This window comes from Leptolyngbya sp. Heron Island J, from assembly GCF_000482245.1.
Classification (GTDB): Bacteria; Cyanobacteriota; Cyanobacteriia; order Phormidesmidales; family Phormidesmidaceae; genus Leptothoe.
In genome coordinates this window covers 1-17,618 of the sequence record NZ_AWNH01000033.1, presented here as the reverse complement: position 1 = coordinate 17,618, position 17,618 = coordinate 1, and the positions used below count along the sequence as shown (strand labels likewise).

Annotated in this window: 11 protein-coding genes; 4 read left to right on the top strand and 7 right to left on the bottom strand. The window is 47.5% G+C overall.

All coding sequences use genetic code 11. The annotated features are described in order from the left end of the window. Positions 1-381 (top strand): IS256 family transposase (locus N836_RS49180; RefSeq protein WP_023071356.1); only part of this gene is annotated, 381 nt, incomplete at its 5' end. Positions 382-403: 22 nt separating this feature from the next. On the opposite strand, the gene N836_RS49175 is transcribed toward N836_RS49180, so the two are convergent. Continuing rightward, positions 404-3,325: an NACHT and WD40 repeat domain-containing protein gene (locus tag N836_RS49175; RefSeq protein WP_023072120.1), complete on the bottom strand. Its 2,922-nt coding sequence runs from the start codon at positions 3,323-3,325 to the stop codon at positions 404-406. A gap of 90 nt (positions 3,326-3,415) precedes the next feature. Continuing rightward, positions 3,416-8,935: an AAA family ATPase gene (locus N836_RS49170; protein ID WP_023072119.1), complete on the bottom strand. Its 5,520-nt coding sequence runs from the start codon at positions 8,933-8,935 to the stop codon at positions 3,416-3,418. A 459-nt stretch (positions 8,936-9,394) separates the two neighbouring features. Here N836_RS49170 and N836_RS73160 point away from each other — a divergent pair, with 459 nt between their 5' ends. Both N836_RS73160 and N836_RS49165 read left to right on the top strand, forming a co-directional pair. Then, positions 9,395-9,802 carry a response regulator gene (locus N836_RS73160; protein ID WP_023072118.1) on the top strand — a complete coding sequence of 136 codons (408 nt, stop codon included), beginning with the start codon at positions 9,395-9,397 and terminating at the stop codon, positions 9,800-9,802. Between the two features lie 294 nt (positions 9,803-10,096). Then, positions 10,097-11,107: a hypothetical protein gene (locus tag N836_RS49165; RefSeq protein WP_023072117.1), complete on the top strand. Its 1,011-nt coding sequence runs from the start codon at positions 10,097-10,099 to the stop codon at positions 11,105-11,107. Positions 11,108-11,119: 12 nt separating this feature from the next. Here N836_RS49165 and N836_RS49160 read toward each other — a convergent pair whose 3' ends face one another. The 3 genes from N836_RS49160 to N836_RS49150 all read right to left on the bottom strand — a co-directional run bounded on the left by N836_RS49160 (position 11,120) and on the right by N836_RS49150 (position 14,880). Beyond that, positions 11,120-12,235, bottom strand: a complete 1,116-nt coding sequence (locus N836_RS49160) for a carboxylate-amine ligase (RefSeq protein ID WP_023072116.1) — start codon at positions 12,233-12,235, stop codon at positions 11,120-11,122. Between the two features lie 189 nt (positions 12,236-12,424). Further along, positions 12,425-13,393 (bottom strand): ketopantoate reductase family protein, encoded by a 969-nt coding sequence (locus N836_RS49155; protein ID WP_023072115.1) that lies wholly within the window; start codon positions 13,391-13,393, stop codon positions 12,425-12,427. 134 nt (positions 13,394-13,527) lie between these two features. Then, positions 13,528-14,880, bottom strand: coding sequence for a CHAT domain-containing protein (locus N836_RS49150; RefSeq protein WP_023072114.1), 1,353 nt, complete (start codon positions 14,878-14,880; stop codon positions 13,528-13,530). A 291-nt stretch (positions 14,881-15,171) separates the two neighbouring features. Between N836_RS49150 and rpiA the strand changes: the two genes are divergently transcribed. Further along, the gene (gene rpiA / locus N836_RS49145; RefSeq protein WP_023072113.1) at positions 15,172-15,879 is read left to right on the top strand and encodes a ribose-5-phosphate isomerase RpiA; all 708 of its coding nucleotides are present in this window, start codon (positions 15,172-15,174) and stop codon (positions 15,877-15,879) included. Positions 15,880-16,440: 561 nt separating this feature from the next. Here the strand turns inward: rpiA and N836_RS49140 are convergent. Both N836_RS49140 and N836_RS77510 read right to left on the bottom strand, forming a co-directional pair. Then, the gene (locus tag N836_RS49140) at positions 16,441-17,418 is read right to left on the bottom strand and encodes an IS110 family transposase (RefSeq protein WP_023070498.1); all 978 of its coding nucleotides are present in this window, start codon (positions 17,416-17,418) and stop codon (positions 16,441-16,443) included. After that, the coding region (locus tag N836_RS77510; protein WP_235071012.1) for a hypothetical protein at positions 17,400-17,618 on the bottom strand (219 nt) is incomplete at its 5' end. The genes N836_RS77510 and N836_RS49140, both read right to left, overlap by 19 nt.

Below are 17,618 nucleotides of genomic sequence, written 5' to 3'. Positions count from 1 at the left end.
AAGGATCTCAAGCCGATTTATCAAGCCGCTACCCTAGCCGAATCGGAAGCTGCCCTGTATGCCTTCAGTGAAAAATGGGATGAGGCCTACCCAGCCATTAGCCAGATCTGGATTCGCCACTGGGAGAATGTGATTCCCATCTTCGATTACCCCATGGAAATTCGTCGGGTGATTTACACCACCAATGCTATTGAATCTCTCAATCGTTCTCTGCGTAAGGTGATTAAGACCAAAGCCGTTTTTCCAGATGAAGACGCTGTTTGCAGGTTGATGTATCTGGCGATGAACAATATCGCGAAAAAATGGAATCGACCGATTAAAAATTGGCGTGCCGCACTGTCTCATTTTGCTATCCTGTTCCCAGAACGCTTCTCTCTCTAAACAAACAGCGTTTACACAAAATTCAGATCACTCTCAAACTACCCGAGGCCAGCGTTGTCCCATCCGGGCTATAGGCCACTGACCTGACAGCTGATTGATGACCTTCGAATGTCTTCAGACACTCCCCTGACTCCACAGACCACAGTTTCACACTATCGTCCAAACTGCCTGAGGCCAGCGTTTTCCCATCCGGGCTAAACTTAATATTATAAGAAGCATTTCTACACTGCTGTAGAATATGGAGAACTTGCCAAGTTTGGGTATCCCAAATTTGAACCACGTCCATGAGATCATTGATTACCAGCCGTTTGCCATCCGGACTTATATCCATATCATGCACAAAGCTAAACACTTTGGTAAAGATAGGATGTGTTAAGGTTGCTTGGGCTAAATTAACCCCTCTCAGACTAGTCCTGGCAAACTCTGGCTCTAACAGAACTGTCTGACTCAGATCGCAATATTCCAAAGCCCGTCGATCCTGAGCTAATAATAACTGAATCAAATTGCTGCCAATGTAGCCCACTTTGCTAGTCGACTGCCCCCGAGTCGCCTGAATTTTTGGCAGGAGACGCTGCTGCATCGTCTCAGGATTTAGCATCGGATAGGCCAAGTCCAGAATGGCCTTAGCCAACTTTGATTTACCCAGCAGGGGCAACAACTCTTCAAAGGCTTGACTTGTAAAGTGAGCCATGGGAGCAATCGTTTTCACTGTCCCATCACCATCACATCCCCGCTTAAAATAAGCATCCCAAGTATACTCCTGAGAATCTGCTACTTCATCCACACCAGACTGTTGTCGCGCTACTGCAGTAAAATCTTCTGCCATTGCCCCCAACGACGCCACAATCTTATAGGCCACAAAAAACTCCAACAATGACCGATGGGCCGGACTATAATCCCCCTCCGAATTCCGGATCAACATCGTCTGCCCTAGCATGTCATAGCGCCAGTGGTCCAACTCTTTCTCTTCCTGAACCCGCTCACCAAACATTTGCTGTAGCCTTTCAGGAAATGCCCGATAGTTCAAACTCATCCGGTCTGTTGACAGCATCTCCCAAGACAACTCACATAGGAAATACAGCTTATCCGCCAACGACGTAAACGTGCGGTCACTGCTAATATCCTTCTCCATCTTGCGGGTTACCGCATAGAGATAAACCCGCGACATATCAACAGGTTTACCCGCCTCAATGTCCGGCAGTGCCTCTAAAATCAGTTCCACCATCACCGGACGCCGAGCCAGATCCAACAGCTGCGGATTGCCCATCACCTTTTGCACCGTCACTGCCTGAGCCTGACGTCCCAACAGTTGAGCAATCTGCTCATCGTCAAACTTCTCTAACTCCAGCACCTCAAACTGGGGCGGTTCCCCCGTCTGATTCGCTGTCGAAGCCTTTAACTCTGCATTTAGCAACCGTCGTCCTTCAATCGCATCTGGAAAATGTTCCGTCCGACAGGTAAGAATCGCCTTGGCCCCCGGCACCACCACCTTGGCCAACTCCCAAAAGTTGTCAATCATCGCTTGACGGTTAACCCTGGCCGCCATCTCATCAAAGCCATCAAAGATTAGCAACAGCTTTCCCATACGGTTCAGCCGATCAAAGACAGAGTAACTTTTTAAAATCTCATGTTTACGGAAAAAGAACTCTGAAAACAGAGACTCCACCGTCACCGACTTGGCATAGTCTCGCAGCGGTACTACAATTGGCACCCGTGGCCGCTCTAGCCCCCGTTTTTTCGCATCCTGATACCGCTGCAGCGCTACCCAGGCATAGTGCAACACAAACCAGGTTTTGCCCGTACCAAATTCTCCCAAAATTGACAGATGTTCCTTGGCCGGGTCATCCAGCCACTGGTCCACATAGCCATCAATACAGCCGTCTTCCTCCCCGTAAACGCTCACCCCAATTTTCCGCTGGCTGACCGAGTCCAGCTCATCTTTGCGACAGGCCAGGGGCAAATAGTCCGTATCCACCTGACGGTTTTTAATATCTGCTTCTAACCAGTCCAGATACTTACTAAAGTCGGCATCCTCATCCAGCAGTTCGTCAAAGGTGTAACAGCTAATGTCTTCATAGATTTCTTCCTGCTGCACCGCTGTACGAGCCGCTTTACTTACCCGACGATTGCCTACCAGCCAACCTTCATCCGCGCCGATTTTTTCAATCTCCTGATGAAATCCTTGCAGATCATCCATCCCCACTTCTCCAGCCACCCCGCGCACTAAAATCCGAGACGTTTTACGGCGGGTCAAAGGGAAATAAATGATCCATTCAAAATACTCAGTATCCCAAATCTCATAGTCTGGATCACGGTCATAATCTAAGACTGCAAACCACTCCCCTAGCTGACGAGCCAAATCAGCTGCATTACTAGTTTGAGCCGCTGGAGACAGTAGTAGGGTTTCGCTCCCTGCTAGCTGATTCACCGTTTGATTGATGGCTTCTAAACTAGGCAGTTGCTGCATCTGGGTTTGAACCGCTAGGAGCTGCTTTTGTATGCTTTCCAGCTTTTGCTCCTGACGCATTTCCTTGGGAGAGCGGGTTTGTTTGACCAGCTTTACAAACACCGCAGCAAATGTCCCTAGCTCTCGTCTAGGGTCCAGATCTGGTAGCTGTTTCTCTAACCTTTTCTGGGCAATGTCTTCCCCTTTTCGTAACCATCCCTCCGGGTCGTTCTGACTATAGACGGTATAAAACAGGTCACGAACTTCTTTGGCCTTAAAAAACTCAATCAGTGGTCCAGGTTTACACTGCCCTACCTCGTCATAGGCATACTCCACCACTGCATAGGCGTAGATATCCTCAAACTTTGTCAACGACTCAATATCATCTAGCCCAAAGCGCTGCAGCAGTCGAATCACCTGCTGATTGCGACCGACTTTTTCATTGATGCCTGAGGCTTCCAAAACGGCATCGATTACTTTTTCGATTAAGAATTCCATGGGCAATCTCAGGACAGCGAGCCACCATCAGCTGCCTCTTTGCCATTATGCAGACCATTTCTGCCATTGGCCGCATTTTCAGGATTTATTTCAACCCTGACTCTTACGGAATTCTTCAGGTGTAATGCCCATGGCAGCATGAAAAGCACGGGTAAATGAACTTGGGTTGTCATACCCAATCAGTGTGGAGATGTGCTTACAAGTTAGATCAGACTGGCATAAGTAGTGCTTGGCCAGGGCTAGTCGCATTTGGGAGACAGCTGCTTTAAAGGTAGTGCCTTCAGCCTGTAACCGTCGTCGTAATGTGCGTGCACTCACGCCTAATTGTTTAGCCACGTTGACGGCTGAACATTGCCCCTTGGGTAACAGGTCAACCAGGGCGGCTGTAAATCTTTCTAAGAATGGCATCGATTGCTCGGGTGTAGGCAATGATGGCAATCGATGGGATTCTGGATATTGTCCAGATGTATCTTGCTCGATAATGGCGGACAGGCTCGGAAGATGGGATATGGAATAATAGGTGGCAGGCGGTGACTGGATATCTTCTGCTAAAACACCATCCCAGATAATGTTTCCTTGGTCGTCAGCCTGAGGACGAGCGGCGATCTTGAGCGCTTGAATGTCTCCTGAGGGTAAGATAAACCGGCCAGCCCACACCACAGGCGTCAGGGTTTGCGCAGATTGTTCGATGGCTGCCTGTGCCCCGGTAGTATCTTCGGGATGAATCAGACTAAATAGACAGGCTGCATTTGCGGTAATGGCAGCAGCGGACAGCTGGCAGAGTTCATGACAGGTGGCACCAATGTAGGGAAAGCTGAGACGACCGTCAGTATCTTGACGCAGCTGAAAGATAACGCCGGGCAAGAGCGTAGTGCGGCTATCCTTTTCGATGGTGAGGGTTTGAACAGTCTGGTGCAGGTTGGCGTTTTCTAGGGCAATGGCGGCCTGGGCGCAGATAAATGACAGAATCACTTGATCCTGTTTAGTGAATATGTTGGTGGCCTGACGGTGTTCCAGATAGAGTACACCGAGAACAGTTTCTCCTTTGAGGATGGGGGCACAAAATGCGCTTTGAGGCTGATGGTCTAAAAGATATTGGTCGACAATTGCTAAGGGGCTGTGACCGTCGATGGTAATGGCGGTTTTGGTGTTTTTGGTCCAGTGGATCAAATGGGTTGGATAGGCATTGGGGGTCACCAACATAATTGAGGGTTGGTCGTGGGTAGCGGTGATGTCGGTTGTAAGACTATTGCCTTGAATCACCCATTCGTTATGGAGATTATGGTAGGCGACCATACAGGTTTGGGCACCTGAGCTAATTAAGGAGAGTTGGATCAGTTGCTGAATCAGGGCGGACAGATCGGTGCTTTGGGCAAGGGTCTGGGCTGATTGCATGATGGGAATAAAATCAGCGGTGTTGAGGGTCCAGTCGCTAGGTGATGGCTGAGGGTTCAGGAGGTTAGGGGCATTGTTGTCATCGGTGCTGAAGTGTGAGACGGATGCATCGGCGACAAATTCGGTTGGGTGCACTGGAAAGACTGGCTGTAGTAAATGGGGATAATGCTGTTCTAGATCCTTTGTTTTTGCTTGGCTGCCCCAGCGTTGATAACAAGCATGGGCCGCTTGCATATAGCCTGCAGCGACGTTCTCTTTACCCCACTCTAGATAGAACTTTGCGGCTAGTTCATTGGCCAGGGCTTCTTCTTGGATATAACCGTTGGCTTTGGCACCTGCGATCGCACGATCATAAAGGTCTAGGGCCAGGACCCGATTGCCTAAGATTCGATGTTTTTCTGCTTCGACCAAATCAAACTTGTGCTGAAAATTCATCGGGGCATAGTCTGCCCAAATTGTCATCCTAGCCTGGTTGTGATCGACCCTAGCCAGATGATGAGAACGTGTAGTGTTTTCTGGACCCTCTGAGGACAGTATGCAGCCTAGGTGGATCAGCGAATCGTAAAAGTAAAAGGTATACTCCACCAGCAGTCCCATGGGTGCATGTAAGTAGTTGGCCGCTAATTGTGAAAAATGTAGGGCTTGAGGCAGATCGGCAAATAAATATTTTAGGGTGGCCTGGTGAAAGTAGAGATAATGAATCCCAAAGTCGTCTTTTGACTCGGTTAATGTTTGCAGCAGCTGGTCAACATCCATGGACTCACTGCCAAACTCAGAGGGGAGGGTGTCCTGGCCAAGGAGTTTAGTCACCACTTGGACAAACAGTTGATGCCAATTCAGCGCAGTTTTTTGATTAATGGCCTGTAGTGCCTGGGTTTGGTCACTTAGCTGTTGGGTTAACTCGGGCAGTAATTGTCCCATCAAGTACTGATTCTGACATTTTACAAAAATGGCATAACCAGCAAACTCAAAATCACCGCTCTCTAACCCGCTTGTATAGGCCTTGTCTAATAGTGGAAACGTTTGTTGAACATGAAACTTGATATGGGTTGTATAGGCTCCCACTACTTGAAATACTTTACACTTGACATCACTTTGTTCAAAGCGCTGGAGAATCTTTAAGCCAGTTTGACCCAGTTGATAAAAGGTCTCAATATCTCGCTCTAACCTGTTGAGTAAAATGCCATAACAGACATATCCATAGGGTGAAAAGACCGAGTTGCCATGCTCAAGTGATAGCTTGACCAGGGCAAGGATGATCAACCAGAACAAATTATAATCAGTAATAACAGCTGCAGGGCCAATGGCCATCAAGGTGCTGGCAGCGGCTAATTGTTGAGGGTTTGTGAGGAGCGGTCGTTCTGCTATTTCATCGGGAGTAAACTGTTTGACAAAGTGCTTAAATTGATGAAACTCTTGCTCGACGTCCTCAAGGCTCGGTTGGCTGGGTAATTCAATACCTAGTTTTTGTAGCAGATGGCGGGCATTGTCAATGGCAAGGATAAATTCGCCTTGGACAGTATAATGTTGAATCTGAATTTGTAAGGCTTTGACGGTGTCTAGATCCTGTCGGGCCTGCTGGCTAATGATTGCCACTAAGCGATTCATTCGTACTGGCTGACCAGTCAAATAGGCGAGTTCAGCAGCTAATTCATGCAATGCCAAACTTGTGGCATAGTCTCTTTGCCAGGCTGTTTTACCCAACAACAACAGCCCAGTGTTGACATAGTCCTGACCAGCATCATAGGCGGTGGCTGCTTTTGCCCGTTGACCAGCCAAAAGATTCAGATGTGCCAGACGATCGCGCTCATCGGGTACGGAGATAAAAGGAATGCCGTAATTGAGATGGCGAACGACTTCAAAAATGCGTTGTTCATGGCAGGGGGCGACTAATTGCTCATACAACAGGTTGCCAATCCGATAGTGGGTGATGGCCTTTTGATGGGTGGGAATTAATGTATAGGCGGCCTGCTGTACGCGATCATGCAAAAACCGATAGCCAACGCTAAGGTTGTTGGGAATTTCATACTCAAGATCATGCCCTTGAAAAAAATCCGATTGTTGATCTAGGGGATGAACCAGTCTGGGGCCATTACTATTGGACGGCATCTTATAACTAAAGCCATCCCGAGCATCAGCACCGCCAAAGAATTTATAGGTATTATCTTCTGGCACAATCAAACCTGTTTTCAGCAGCTGCCATAAATCTTTGGCGATATCTTGCTGGGGACGGTTCAAAATTGTTTTTAAGGTTTCTAAATTAAATCGATTGCCGATGCAAGCGGCGATTTTTAATATCTCTTGAATGGGTTCTGGTAGCTGTAACAGTCGATCTACTATAAAGTCAACAACATTGTCAGTGAGTGCTAGCGTTTGAATCTGGGCTAGATCACCCTGCCAATCTCCGGTTGTGGCATCAAATCTGATATATCTCTTCTCATATAGACTCTGTAAAAATTGCAGCGTAAAAAATGGATTTCCTTGGGTGATGGCATAAAGTAACTGGGATAGCTGGGCTGCAACAGCAGAGGAACAGCGTAATATATCGGTAATTAGCTGCGTGGTGTCTGTTGCGGTGAGGGGAGCCAGGGTTAAAATTTTGAGGGTGGCATTGTGCTCTCGGATTTTATCCAAGGCCAGCATGAGGGGATGGCCTGAAAACACCTCATTGTCTCGATAAGCCCCTAAAACGAGTAAACTCTCTGTTTCTACCTGAGTAACTAGAATTTGCAACAGGTTCAAGGAGGTTGCATCTGCCCACTGCAAATCGTCTAGAAAAATGACAAGGGGGTGCTCTTTTTTGGTAAATATATGAACAAATTGGCTAAAGAGCAAATTAAAACGTTTTTGGGCAGCACTGCTAGAAAGTTCAGGTACGGTGGGCTGTTGACCGATGATGTACTCTAACTCCGGAATGACGTCGATCAGCACCTGTCCGCTCTCGCCAACAACATCTAAAATTTTGGTTTTCCATTGGCTGAGGGCAACATCGGACTCACCCAGCAGTTGTCCTATCAAACTGCGAAAGGCTTGCAAAAAGGCTGATAAGGGATTGCTGCGGTTAAATTGATCAAATTTTCCTTGGATGAAATATCCTTTTTGCCGGGTAATGGGTTTATGCACTTCATGCACAACCGCTGTTTTGCCAATGCCAGAGAACCCAGCTACTAATAGAATCTCGGTGCTGCCAGCGGCGACTTGCTCAAAGGCGGCTAGTAAGGTGTTGACCTCGGTTGTGCGGCCATAGAGATGCTGTGGGGGGAGGATGCGATCGCACCTATCCCGCTGCCCCAATGCAAAACTCGTAATTGCTTGCGTTGTTTGCCACTGGCTTAAACACTGCTCCAGGTCATACTTCAGCCCCAGACCACTCTGATAGCGATCCTCTGCATTCTTTGCCAATAACTTCAACACAATGTCAGACACAACTGTCGGCAACATCGGCTCGCAGCCCATCATCTCACTTGGAGGTACCGGTCTCTGGGCCAGATGACCATAAATTAACCCCAACGCATCTGTTTCTGATGCCTGAAACGGACGCTGCCCCGTGAGCAGCTCGTACAGCGTCACCCCCAAACTATAAAAATCAGCCCGATAGTCAATCCCCCGGTTCATCCGCCCCGTTTGCTCTGGAGCCATATAGGCCAGAGTCCCCTCCAAATCAGTAGGTGCACGCAGCTCTTGTATTTCCTGGGGTAACAATGTGGCCAACCCAAAATCAATTAGTTGAATTTGTAAAGTATCCGGATGAATTAAAATATGAGCTGGCTGAATATTCTTATGAATGATCCGCTGTTGCCCTAAATAGGAAAGAACATCAGCCAAATGAATACCAACTATCAACACCGTAGATAGTGGCAGACCCCTGCTTGTTTTCTGGCGATGCTCTAGCAGATATTGTTTAAGAGAATAGGTTTGCTCAGCAGCAGTCATAACCAGAACCCACCCCCTTTGAGACGGCAGTAGCGCCTCAACCCGCACAATTCCTGGATGTTGCAGTTGCTGAGTGACTGTGTATTGATTACGAAATCGGATCAGCTCTTTAAAGCTAGGACTAGGATTGTTCAATAACTTCAGAATCACTGCCTGTTGGTCACTTTGGCGAACCGCTCGATAGATTTGCGTATGGTGGTTACTATAGAGACATGCGCTGATTTTATAGCCCAATAACCAATCAGAATTATCTATAGCGGTTTGCCGCAGTGCATAAGTCATTTAATGACTAACTAAAATTAAAGTCACCCTAATTTTTCCTTATAAGGTGCACACTTTCTAGAGCTCTTTAAAAAGAGTTTATGATGAGAAAAGCCTTAGACTCCATAGCCATTTAATGAGCTTATTCTTACTTAGTTTTTTTATCTATTGAATTATCTCTATTGGGGGAAGGACTAATTATAGGAATTGAGCACCACCCATAACCGGACCACCTGCACGTATCCTTGATTGATGCTGAATTTGGCCAAAATTGCGTATACAATGGCCAACTTAGTGAATGCCTAATCAGGTGCTAATAGATACGATGAATCTAATAAAGAGAAGATAAAAAAGGAAGACAAAAAGTCAGATCCAGCAGAGATTTGTCTAGAATCGGATTAAGGTTTTAATAATATCTACTGGGTTCTTTAAATTATTTAGATAAAGTATAGCTGAGGGCTTCTCAGCAGTATATGCCCTATGACGAAAGCTTTAGTAATTGAAAATAATCAGCTAGTTGAAAAAGTTATCAATCAACAACTGAGTAACTGTGGATATGACACCGTTCTCTCTACTAAAAAGGGAGAAGAAGGTATTTTATTGGCGCTGACAGAGCAGCCCAATCTAATTGTGATCGACATAGACTTGTTAGAGATGGATGGATGGCAAGTGATTGATATCCTAACGCGCTCTACCATTACCCAGACAATTCCCCTCATTGCATTGATGACACCTACGCCTGGAGCCAGTAGAGTAATACTGCCAGTGATTAATTGGAACAATTTCCTGGTCGGTTCCACCATGTCATGCAAAAGGCTTTTAGTGCAGGTTGAAACTTTGTTAAAAGCTTGCATAAAATGCGAACAATCATTGACTGCCAAGTCATAACATCAGATATTCTATTTGTGAACATTGTTGTGGCCAATAGAATATTCAATGATCAAAGGTAGTTAACCATCGTTGAGAATAATAAGACAAGGGTTGCTGTTGTTGAAATACTCAAATATCGTCGTTGCTGACTGAGAGGATGAATCGGTCTGTAAGCAGTGCAATTAGTCCAGACTTTACCGATGAAATCATAGTTCGGCTCAGTAACGCCCTAAGATATTAAATACATTAATCTTATATCTACTTTTTATGTCGTCCAACGCTCAAATATTCGAGTGCCCCACTGCTAAGAGGTTGATTAGCATTTGGGGAAGTCGATATCTTGCCGATCTCTCTGAATCATTTACCCATGGTGACCCACTGGTGCGGGTGCGATTGCGTGAAGCTGCTTTAAAGCAAGGACGTGAGCATACGGCCCAAAAACTGCATAGTCGTCTAATTGAACAACAATGTAGTCTGGCAGCTGTCAGAGTGAAAGACCTTTATTCCAAGTATGATGCGTCTGTCTTTGTGGAAACTGCGCACATTGCTAAGTTTCTTAGTCGCCTTTACCTGAAGCTACTGGAGGCTTATTCGGACTTTTTGCCAGTCGCCATGGCTCCCGAAGGAGAATCATGGGAAGAGATGGAAAACATATCTCTTGATACTTGGGGTATTCCCAATATTGTTAAATTGGCCAATGCGCTAAGAACATTACTATTAGAGTTGCAGCAGCAGTACATGCTGCCTAAAAACTGGCAGTCTTTAGGCTTTCTAACCACCCAAATCAACCTCACCAATAGCTTATTACTGCAGGCGTTAACTCCTGCGGAACAAGCTTTAATTAATCCTTATTTCAAGTTTTTGGAAGAGTATGTTGCCATACCTTGGCAACGCCTGTGCTTGGCTGCGACTAATTACCCGCAGGACTCTGCAAGTATGACGATTGTTGAAAGTATGTTGTCATTGGCGACAAAAATCTCAGGGACTGTTTATGAGAAATGGTACGAACGGTTTCCCACCTACAACAGCCGCAGAGGTACTCTAAACCATCCAGGCATTATCCATTCCTGTATAAGAGATTTTGACATGTTTCAAGTTTACCTATGGGTTTGTTTTTTAGAAGGAAATTTGAGTTTTGTGCAACAAGAGTTGAGCCCTATTTGTATAATTATTTTCCATACTTTGGGAATACCCTGGGAAATGACCTTTGAAGGGACCATTTTTCTGATGCATGAGATTTTGAAGCAGCTAGAGCCTTACCAAAAAGACTTAGTGCGTCCATACACTCAAGAGATGATTAATATTTTTATGGCTATGGGATAACAGAGGGTGTCATTATATGATGCCAGCCACTGTTTGTTGCATCAGGTAATCAACAATTGATTTGCAATCTCCGGTTTGTTGATAGATCTGTCGCTGTCGTTGGGCACTGTTACCGTTAGCAAGAATCTGCTTAACCTGCTGACTGACCGTAGACCAATCGTTGTGTTCTGCCAAGACAGGCTGAATATAATCAAGCAGGGCCTGAATTGAGTCATGGGCGGCTATGGGCTGCAGATCTGTAAAATCAATTAGTTCTCCTTGAGTGCCATAGCGGGCCGCTTGCCACATGGCGGCTTTTAGTAGCTCTGAGCGTACCTCGGGGTAGGGGCGATTGCTCTGAAAGTCTCGATAGCAGGTTTGGGCGAGAGATCGGATAATACCAGCAAACATGACGGCTTCATCCACGGTGCCACAGATATCGGCTACCCGAAATTCTACCGTCGGAAAGCGTTCTGATAGGCGAATGTCCCAGTAAACTTTGGTGGGATCATCAGTAATATCGGTAGTAATGAGTTGTTGAATAAAGTCTTTGTAGTCATCGTAATTTCTAAAGTGCGGTGGTGGGCCTGCGGTGGGTAGCCGACACCAGAGTTCCATCCGATAGCTGTGGTAGCCGGTGTCACGCCCCAACCAAAAGGGAGAATTGGCTGTTAGAGATAATAATGTTGGTAACCATAGACGAGCACGATTGACTACTTCAACGGCTGCTTCGCGATCGGCAATGCCCACATGGACATGACAACCAAAAATCACCATTTCTCGCACTAGCTGTTGTAGAACTTCATCTAGATTGCGGTAGCGGTCTTTGGGGGTGACTTTCTGGTTTTGCCATTTGGAGAAGGGATGGGTGCCAGCGGCTGCGATCGCAAGCCCATGTTTTTGCGATGCCACCATCGCTGAGCGCCTAGCTTGCATCAGCTCCCGTCGTACATCATCTAGCGTATGACAAATACCAGTGGCAATTTCAACCTGGCAGCGGTGTAGCTCGTATAGTAAGTCCTGGGATTGAGCACTGGCATGACTGGTGTCGATCAGTTTATTGGATCGACTGGCCAGCTCTCGGGTGTGGGGATTGATAATCTGATACTCTTCTTCTACACCGATGGTAAACGCAGCTTCGTCTGACATACGCGATCGCTACTGACAGCAATTGGCTCATAATAGCGAGTTGTTTGGGAGCGGCTTGATTCCTGCCGTTTTTTTTTATTTTGGTTCGAGCCGACAGTCAAAAATCAGTGCGCAAACTCAATCTTTTATAAGCTACGAACAGGCCGTGTAACGACTGATACTTCTGTCCCTACATCAGGAGAACTGTCGCTAAGAGCTAGCAATCTCAAAGCCACCGGGTCGTAACAAATCAATGTAGGTTTCTAGCTGATCAATGGCAGGGGTATCTATGGAGGCTTGGTGCGCTAATGTTTGGAATTCTTTGGCCAGCTGTTGCATTTCATCACGGGCAGCATTGGCATGCCGGGCAATGACAATTTCAAAATATCGGGTACTGACCCAGCGTCTTAGAACAGCGACCAGAACTGCCTCTGGCAGCCATGCCCAAAGCTGGAATTTGGCCGGCGTAATCGGCATGCCTAGGGATCGCAATACCTGAAATCCTTCACGGATTGCTTGGACCATCAGGTGCAATGCTTCTGGCATCTGCGCCAGTCGATAATTGTCGCCCCCCGCCATATACAAAGCATCGGCAATCGGACTGATCAAGGCCACATGGGTTTTCTGCCAGGCATCCATGTTATTGCTAATAGCCACCGGAAAACCGGCTTGTTTAAACTGACTGACAATGGCTTTAAGACGCGCTGTCATCTGACCATCGGGCTCACCCAGGGTAGTGGGTTGCAGCTGACGAGCACTGATGATGTAGCGAACAATAGGCCCTTCTAGGGTGCCACCTGCACCGGGGAACCCGAGGAGCAGCCGTTCTCGACCCACGGCTTGCAACCAGTCATCATAGCCGGAAGGATTGTTAATCATAAACAGCACATTCGGGCTCTGGTGGTGGGCTGCCAAGATGGGCAAGATGGCCGCGACCTGATTTTTGCGCATGGTCACGATGATCAGATCGTAGACATCGTCGGCAGACAATTGTTCAACTGCATTGATACGGGTGATGGTGCGATCGCCCGTTAATGCCTGTTCTAGAATAATGCCGTTTTCTCTGAGATCCTGAAGGCGCTGCCCCCTGGCTAGTAGCGAAACCTCACAGCCTGCATTTTGCAATCGGGCCGCATATACGCTGCCGATTACTCCAGCCCCATAGACTAAAACTTTCATCACGTCCTCCTCGCCTAACCAGGGCCAGCCGTCAGCTGCTCCGTCCTGGCCCTGTCAGTGTAAAAAAACAAGTTGAAGAAACTGTGAGGGAGGACAGTATAGCCAAGGACGGAAGAGGAGGATTGACTTGGCAGTTACCAGGGGCTGCTAATCATTTTAAAACCAGCCCAGTAAAATGGGTGGGAGAGAGAGGTTTTGAGTTGCTCTGGATCAAGGTCACTAGTGTCCAGATTTTTCTCTAGAGCGCCGAAATCAACTGCAATCCTCCTATCTTTGAGCAGGTTTAGCTGAGCCTGACGCAGGGCTTCGGCTTTAGTCGTTGACTGTGGAATTTGGTGATAAAACTCATTCATCAGAGCCAGGGTACCCACATCGCTAACATCCCAGAGGCTAGCCACGGCAGACTTGACACCTGCTCTCAAGGCTAGTCCTGCAAACCCCATTTCAGCTTCACTATCGCCGACGGCGGTTTCGCAGGCGCTGAGGACTAACAGTTCTAAATTGGGTAGCTGCCAATTTAAATTATTCACCTCTTCCAGGGTCAGTCGCTGATCCCATAGTTGAATGTAGGAATTGTCTGGTTTACCAGGCTTAAATTCAGCATGGGTGGCCAGGTGAACAATATCGTAGGATTGACGACCCAATAGGGTGTTGAAATTCTCCAGGGTAAAGCTTTGGTTGAGAAGGGAACGGTTTTGCCAGTTGCGATCGCGAGCCAGAGCACTCCCCTCCGCTGTTCTCAACTGCCAGGCAATACTGGCTAGCTCAACCGGGACCGCAGGCAGGGGGGCCAGGTCAGTAAACTCTGAAGCACCCATCGCCAATAGATTACCCGGCTCAATTGGTGCATAGTCCGTATCGATCAGGTTAAAGGCAGGAATACTAGTGGTGCTGTATTTTTCAACTAAAAACTGTTCCCCATCATGCAAAGCTGCCAGGGCTACCCCTCTCAGCCCATCCCCTGGACAAACCAACAACGTATCGACGCCAGCTGGCGTTAAAAACTCATCTTCATAGGTACCAATCAGCCAGTCATAGAGTCGGCGAGCCGCAGGCATATAAGCATTGCTAGAAGGTCGGCTAACGTGGCGATGAAACTGTTCCGTTGTGGTCTCAACTAATTCTTTCGGGACATCGTACAAATCACGTACGATCGGTTCGCCATTAGGGACAATCAGCACCAAATGGAGATGGTCCTCACGGGGAATCGCCCATAAAACAGCGGGGGTAGTGCCTGTTTCGGCACCAACACGGGCTAACGTAGCCGCAATCTCTTCTGGTGGCTGAGTAACTTCAGCTAAATCCTCATCAAAATACGTTTCATACGCTGACTCCAGCATCAGCTCCATGTTCAACACTTTTTGGCTGAGGGTCAGCTCCTGAGACAACGCAAAGCTAGGACCTACGATCAGCAAACACATGAGTGGTGCTAACAGCCATCGCAGCGATTTATAAACCCGAGCGCGGGTATGAGCTAAAGAAATCATGATGCTACATCCTATGTGTGTAGGTGCAACTACATATAAGTAAACCTAACTCCCGCATAGACACTGGTTAAAGTGTCATAGCCTGTGGGATTTGAGATGCATTTCGACCCTTGTCATCTATGCAGCCGACCCGATTTCCGTCATGCTAGATACCGAAGATTAGCCGTTGCTGATTAAACGATTAGTGTATCTATTTTGGTGGTTATTGATCGTTTACAAATTGACTACAAGTTGACATCGCTCAACGCAACGCTGATATTTCGTAATCACAATTAGAGGAGTTATCACACCATGGCAGATATGGACCCGGTTAAGTTAATGAAGCAAGAAGTGGGACGTGCCGCTGCTGCCCAGGTAAAATCTGGCTCAATTGTGGGTCTGGGAACGGGTTCGACGACTGCATTTGCGATTCAATTTATTGGTGAGCGTCTAGCATCTGGCGAAATTACTGACGTTGTTGGCATTCCAACTTCATTTCAGGCATCAGTCCTGGCTAAAAAGCACGGGATTCCACTAACCACGCTGGATGAAGCCCCTCGGATTGATATTGCAATTGATGGAGCTGATGAGGTTGACCCGCAGCAGAATTTGATCAAAGGCGGTGGTGCAGCCCACACTCGCGAGAAGGTGGTAGATGGTCTGGCCGAGCGCTTTGTGGTTGTGGTTGATAGCTCTAAGCTAGTGGATAAGCTCGGTTCTACCTTTGCGCTGCCAGTGGAAGTACTGCCCATGGCAGTTGCTCCAGTTACTCGGGCATTAACGGCACTGGGCGGCACGCCTGAGCTGCGGATGGGTGTGAATAAGGATGGCCCGGTGATTACGGATCAAGGGAATATGGTGCTGGATGTGAAATTCACTGGCATTGATAATCCGGCTGAGCTGGAGAAAACGGTTAATAATATTCCTGGCGTTTTGGAAAATGGTTTATTTGTGGGTCTAGCCGATGAGGTATTGATCGGTGAGGTGATTGATGGGCAAGCCTCGGTGCGGACAATGTAGTTTGTCTGGGATTTGACCAATCGAATTAGAAGCTATGAAATTACTTTAGGAGTGTAGCTTCTGAATATTGGTGAGTAGCGGGGTAGGCTGCTCAGGGCTTTCCCCCCTGCCCCCCCCGATGTGGGGACCTCGACGTCCCCACGCCCCTCGCACTGGAGGTTTTTGGAGAATTCTTAAAGTATTTGCACTGGTGGTCGGTGGGGGATTACGCTGCTCCGCGTTCGCTCCACACCGTAAAAGTGCAGTTGTCTCTTTCTGGTAAAGGGTTGTTATAGACCTTTGCTTGAAAGACATTCTTCTAAAATTCATTTCTTACAGGCAAAAGGGTTTGAGAATAATTTGGATAACCCCTTTTTAGAATTTTGTGCGATTGAGCATAAAATTCTAAATCGCTTTACCGACCACCCCTCAATCCAATTTGCTATTTGCCGTAACCCTCCGGTCCGCAGGGTTCTAGGGCGGCGGTCCGCCCTAGCCATGGGAAACCCCATCATGCCTATATTGGATAGCTTGGTGATTTCCGGAAAGGGAACTCGGAGATACTGTGTGCTCTTGTGAATGTCAAGCCTGAGCAGCGAGTGCTTTGTTGGCATCAAAAGGGTGCCCCGAGTGTAATACCCCAAAGACCCATCGAATCAATTTATGCATAATTGCACCGACCACCTGCATTTTGAGCTTTCCGGCTGCCAGTAAACGGTCCCGAAACTGAGCAATCACAAGATTGTGATTAATGGACGCTAACGCTGGCATATATAAGGCTTTTCGCAATCGCGCATTACCCATTTTTGAGAGTCTAGGTTTCTTGTGGATAGAGCTACCAGAATCATGGTTTTTGGGCGTTAAACCAGCATGAGCCGCCAGTTGTCGAGCACTTTTGAAGAACCGGATATCGCCAACCTCAGCCAGAATAATCGCCGCTGTTTTGTCGCCAATTCCGGGAATCGAGGTAATCAGATCGCGTTGTTTTTTTAGATGGTCGTGACGGTCAATGTGGTGTTTAATTTCTTCCAACAGCAATTTGTACTCGCCCTTAAGAAATTCCAGATGTCGCTTGATAGCCTCCACCAGCTCCTCAGGGGTGGTTTCCAATCGATTTCGTTCTTGACTCATGATCTTCTCAAGCACATCCAAACGACGAACAAGCGCTTGCAATGCGTCCACCTCAGGAGCCGGTGGTGTCCATGCTCGCGGCTTGCGTTCGAAGCAGAACTGCGCAATAAGGCTCGCATCCACCCGGTCCGTTTTTGTCCGCACCAATAGGCTCTCGCCATAGGCTTTGATTTGTTTAGGATTAGCGATGGTGACCACATGCCCCTGCTCGTGGAGAGTGCGAGCCACCGGATGAGCATAGGTACTGGTCGCTTCCACGCAGGCGTGAACACGCTCCACTTGATGGTATGCCAGCCAGTTTACTAACGCTTGGTGCCCTGAGGCATCATTACTCACAGTCTTTCGTTTCGGCTTCTTATCAGCTCTCAGCAGTAAGGCCGCATACAGTTTATGCTTGCCAACATCGATTCCTAAGCACGGAAGAGACATGAGATAGAGGCTCCTATCGGACAATCGTCAACTCCATCCACTATCGACTCTGTCCTTGTTAATTCAGGTTGCGTTGCACCGATGGCAACACCTTTGATACTGTCGAGGCTAGTCGTTGGATGGGGCAGGTAGCTCATCAGGCGCAATCCGCTGTTCTCCGACCGAGCTTGGTTAGCTCTAGGGACCCCCCAGTTTGGATT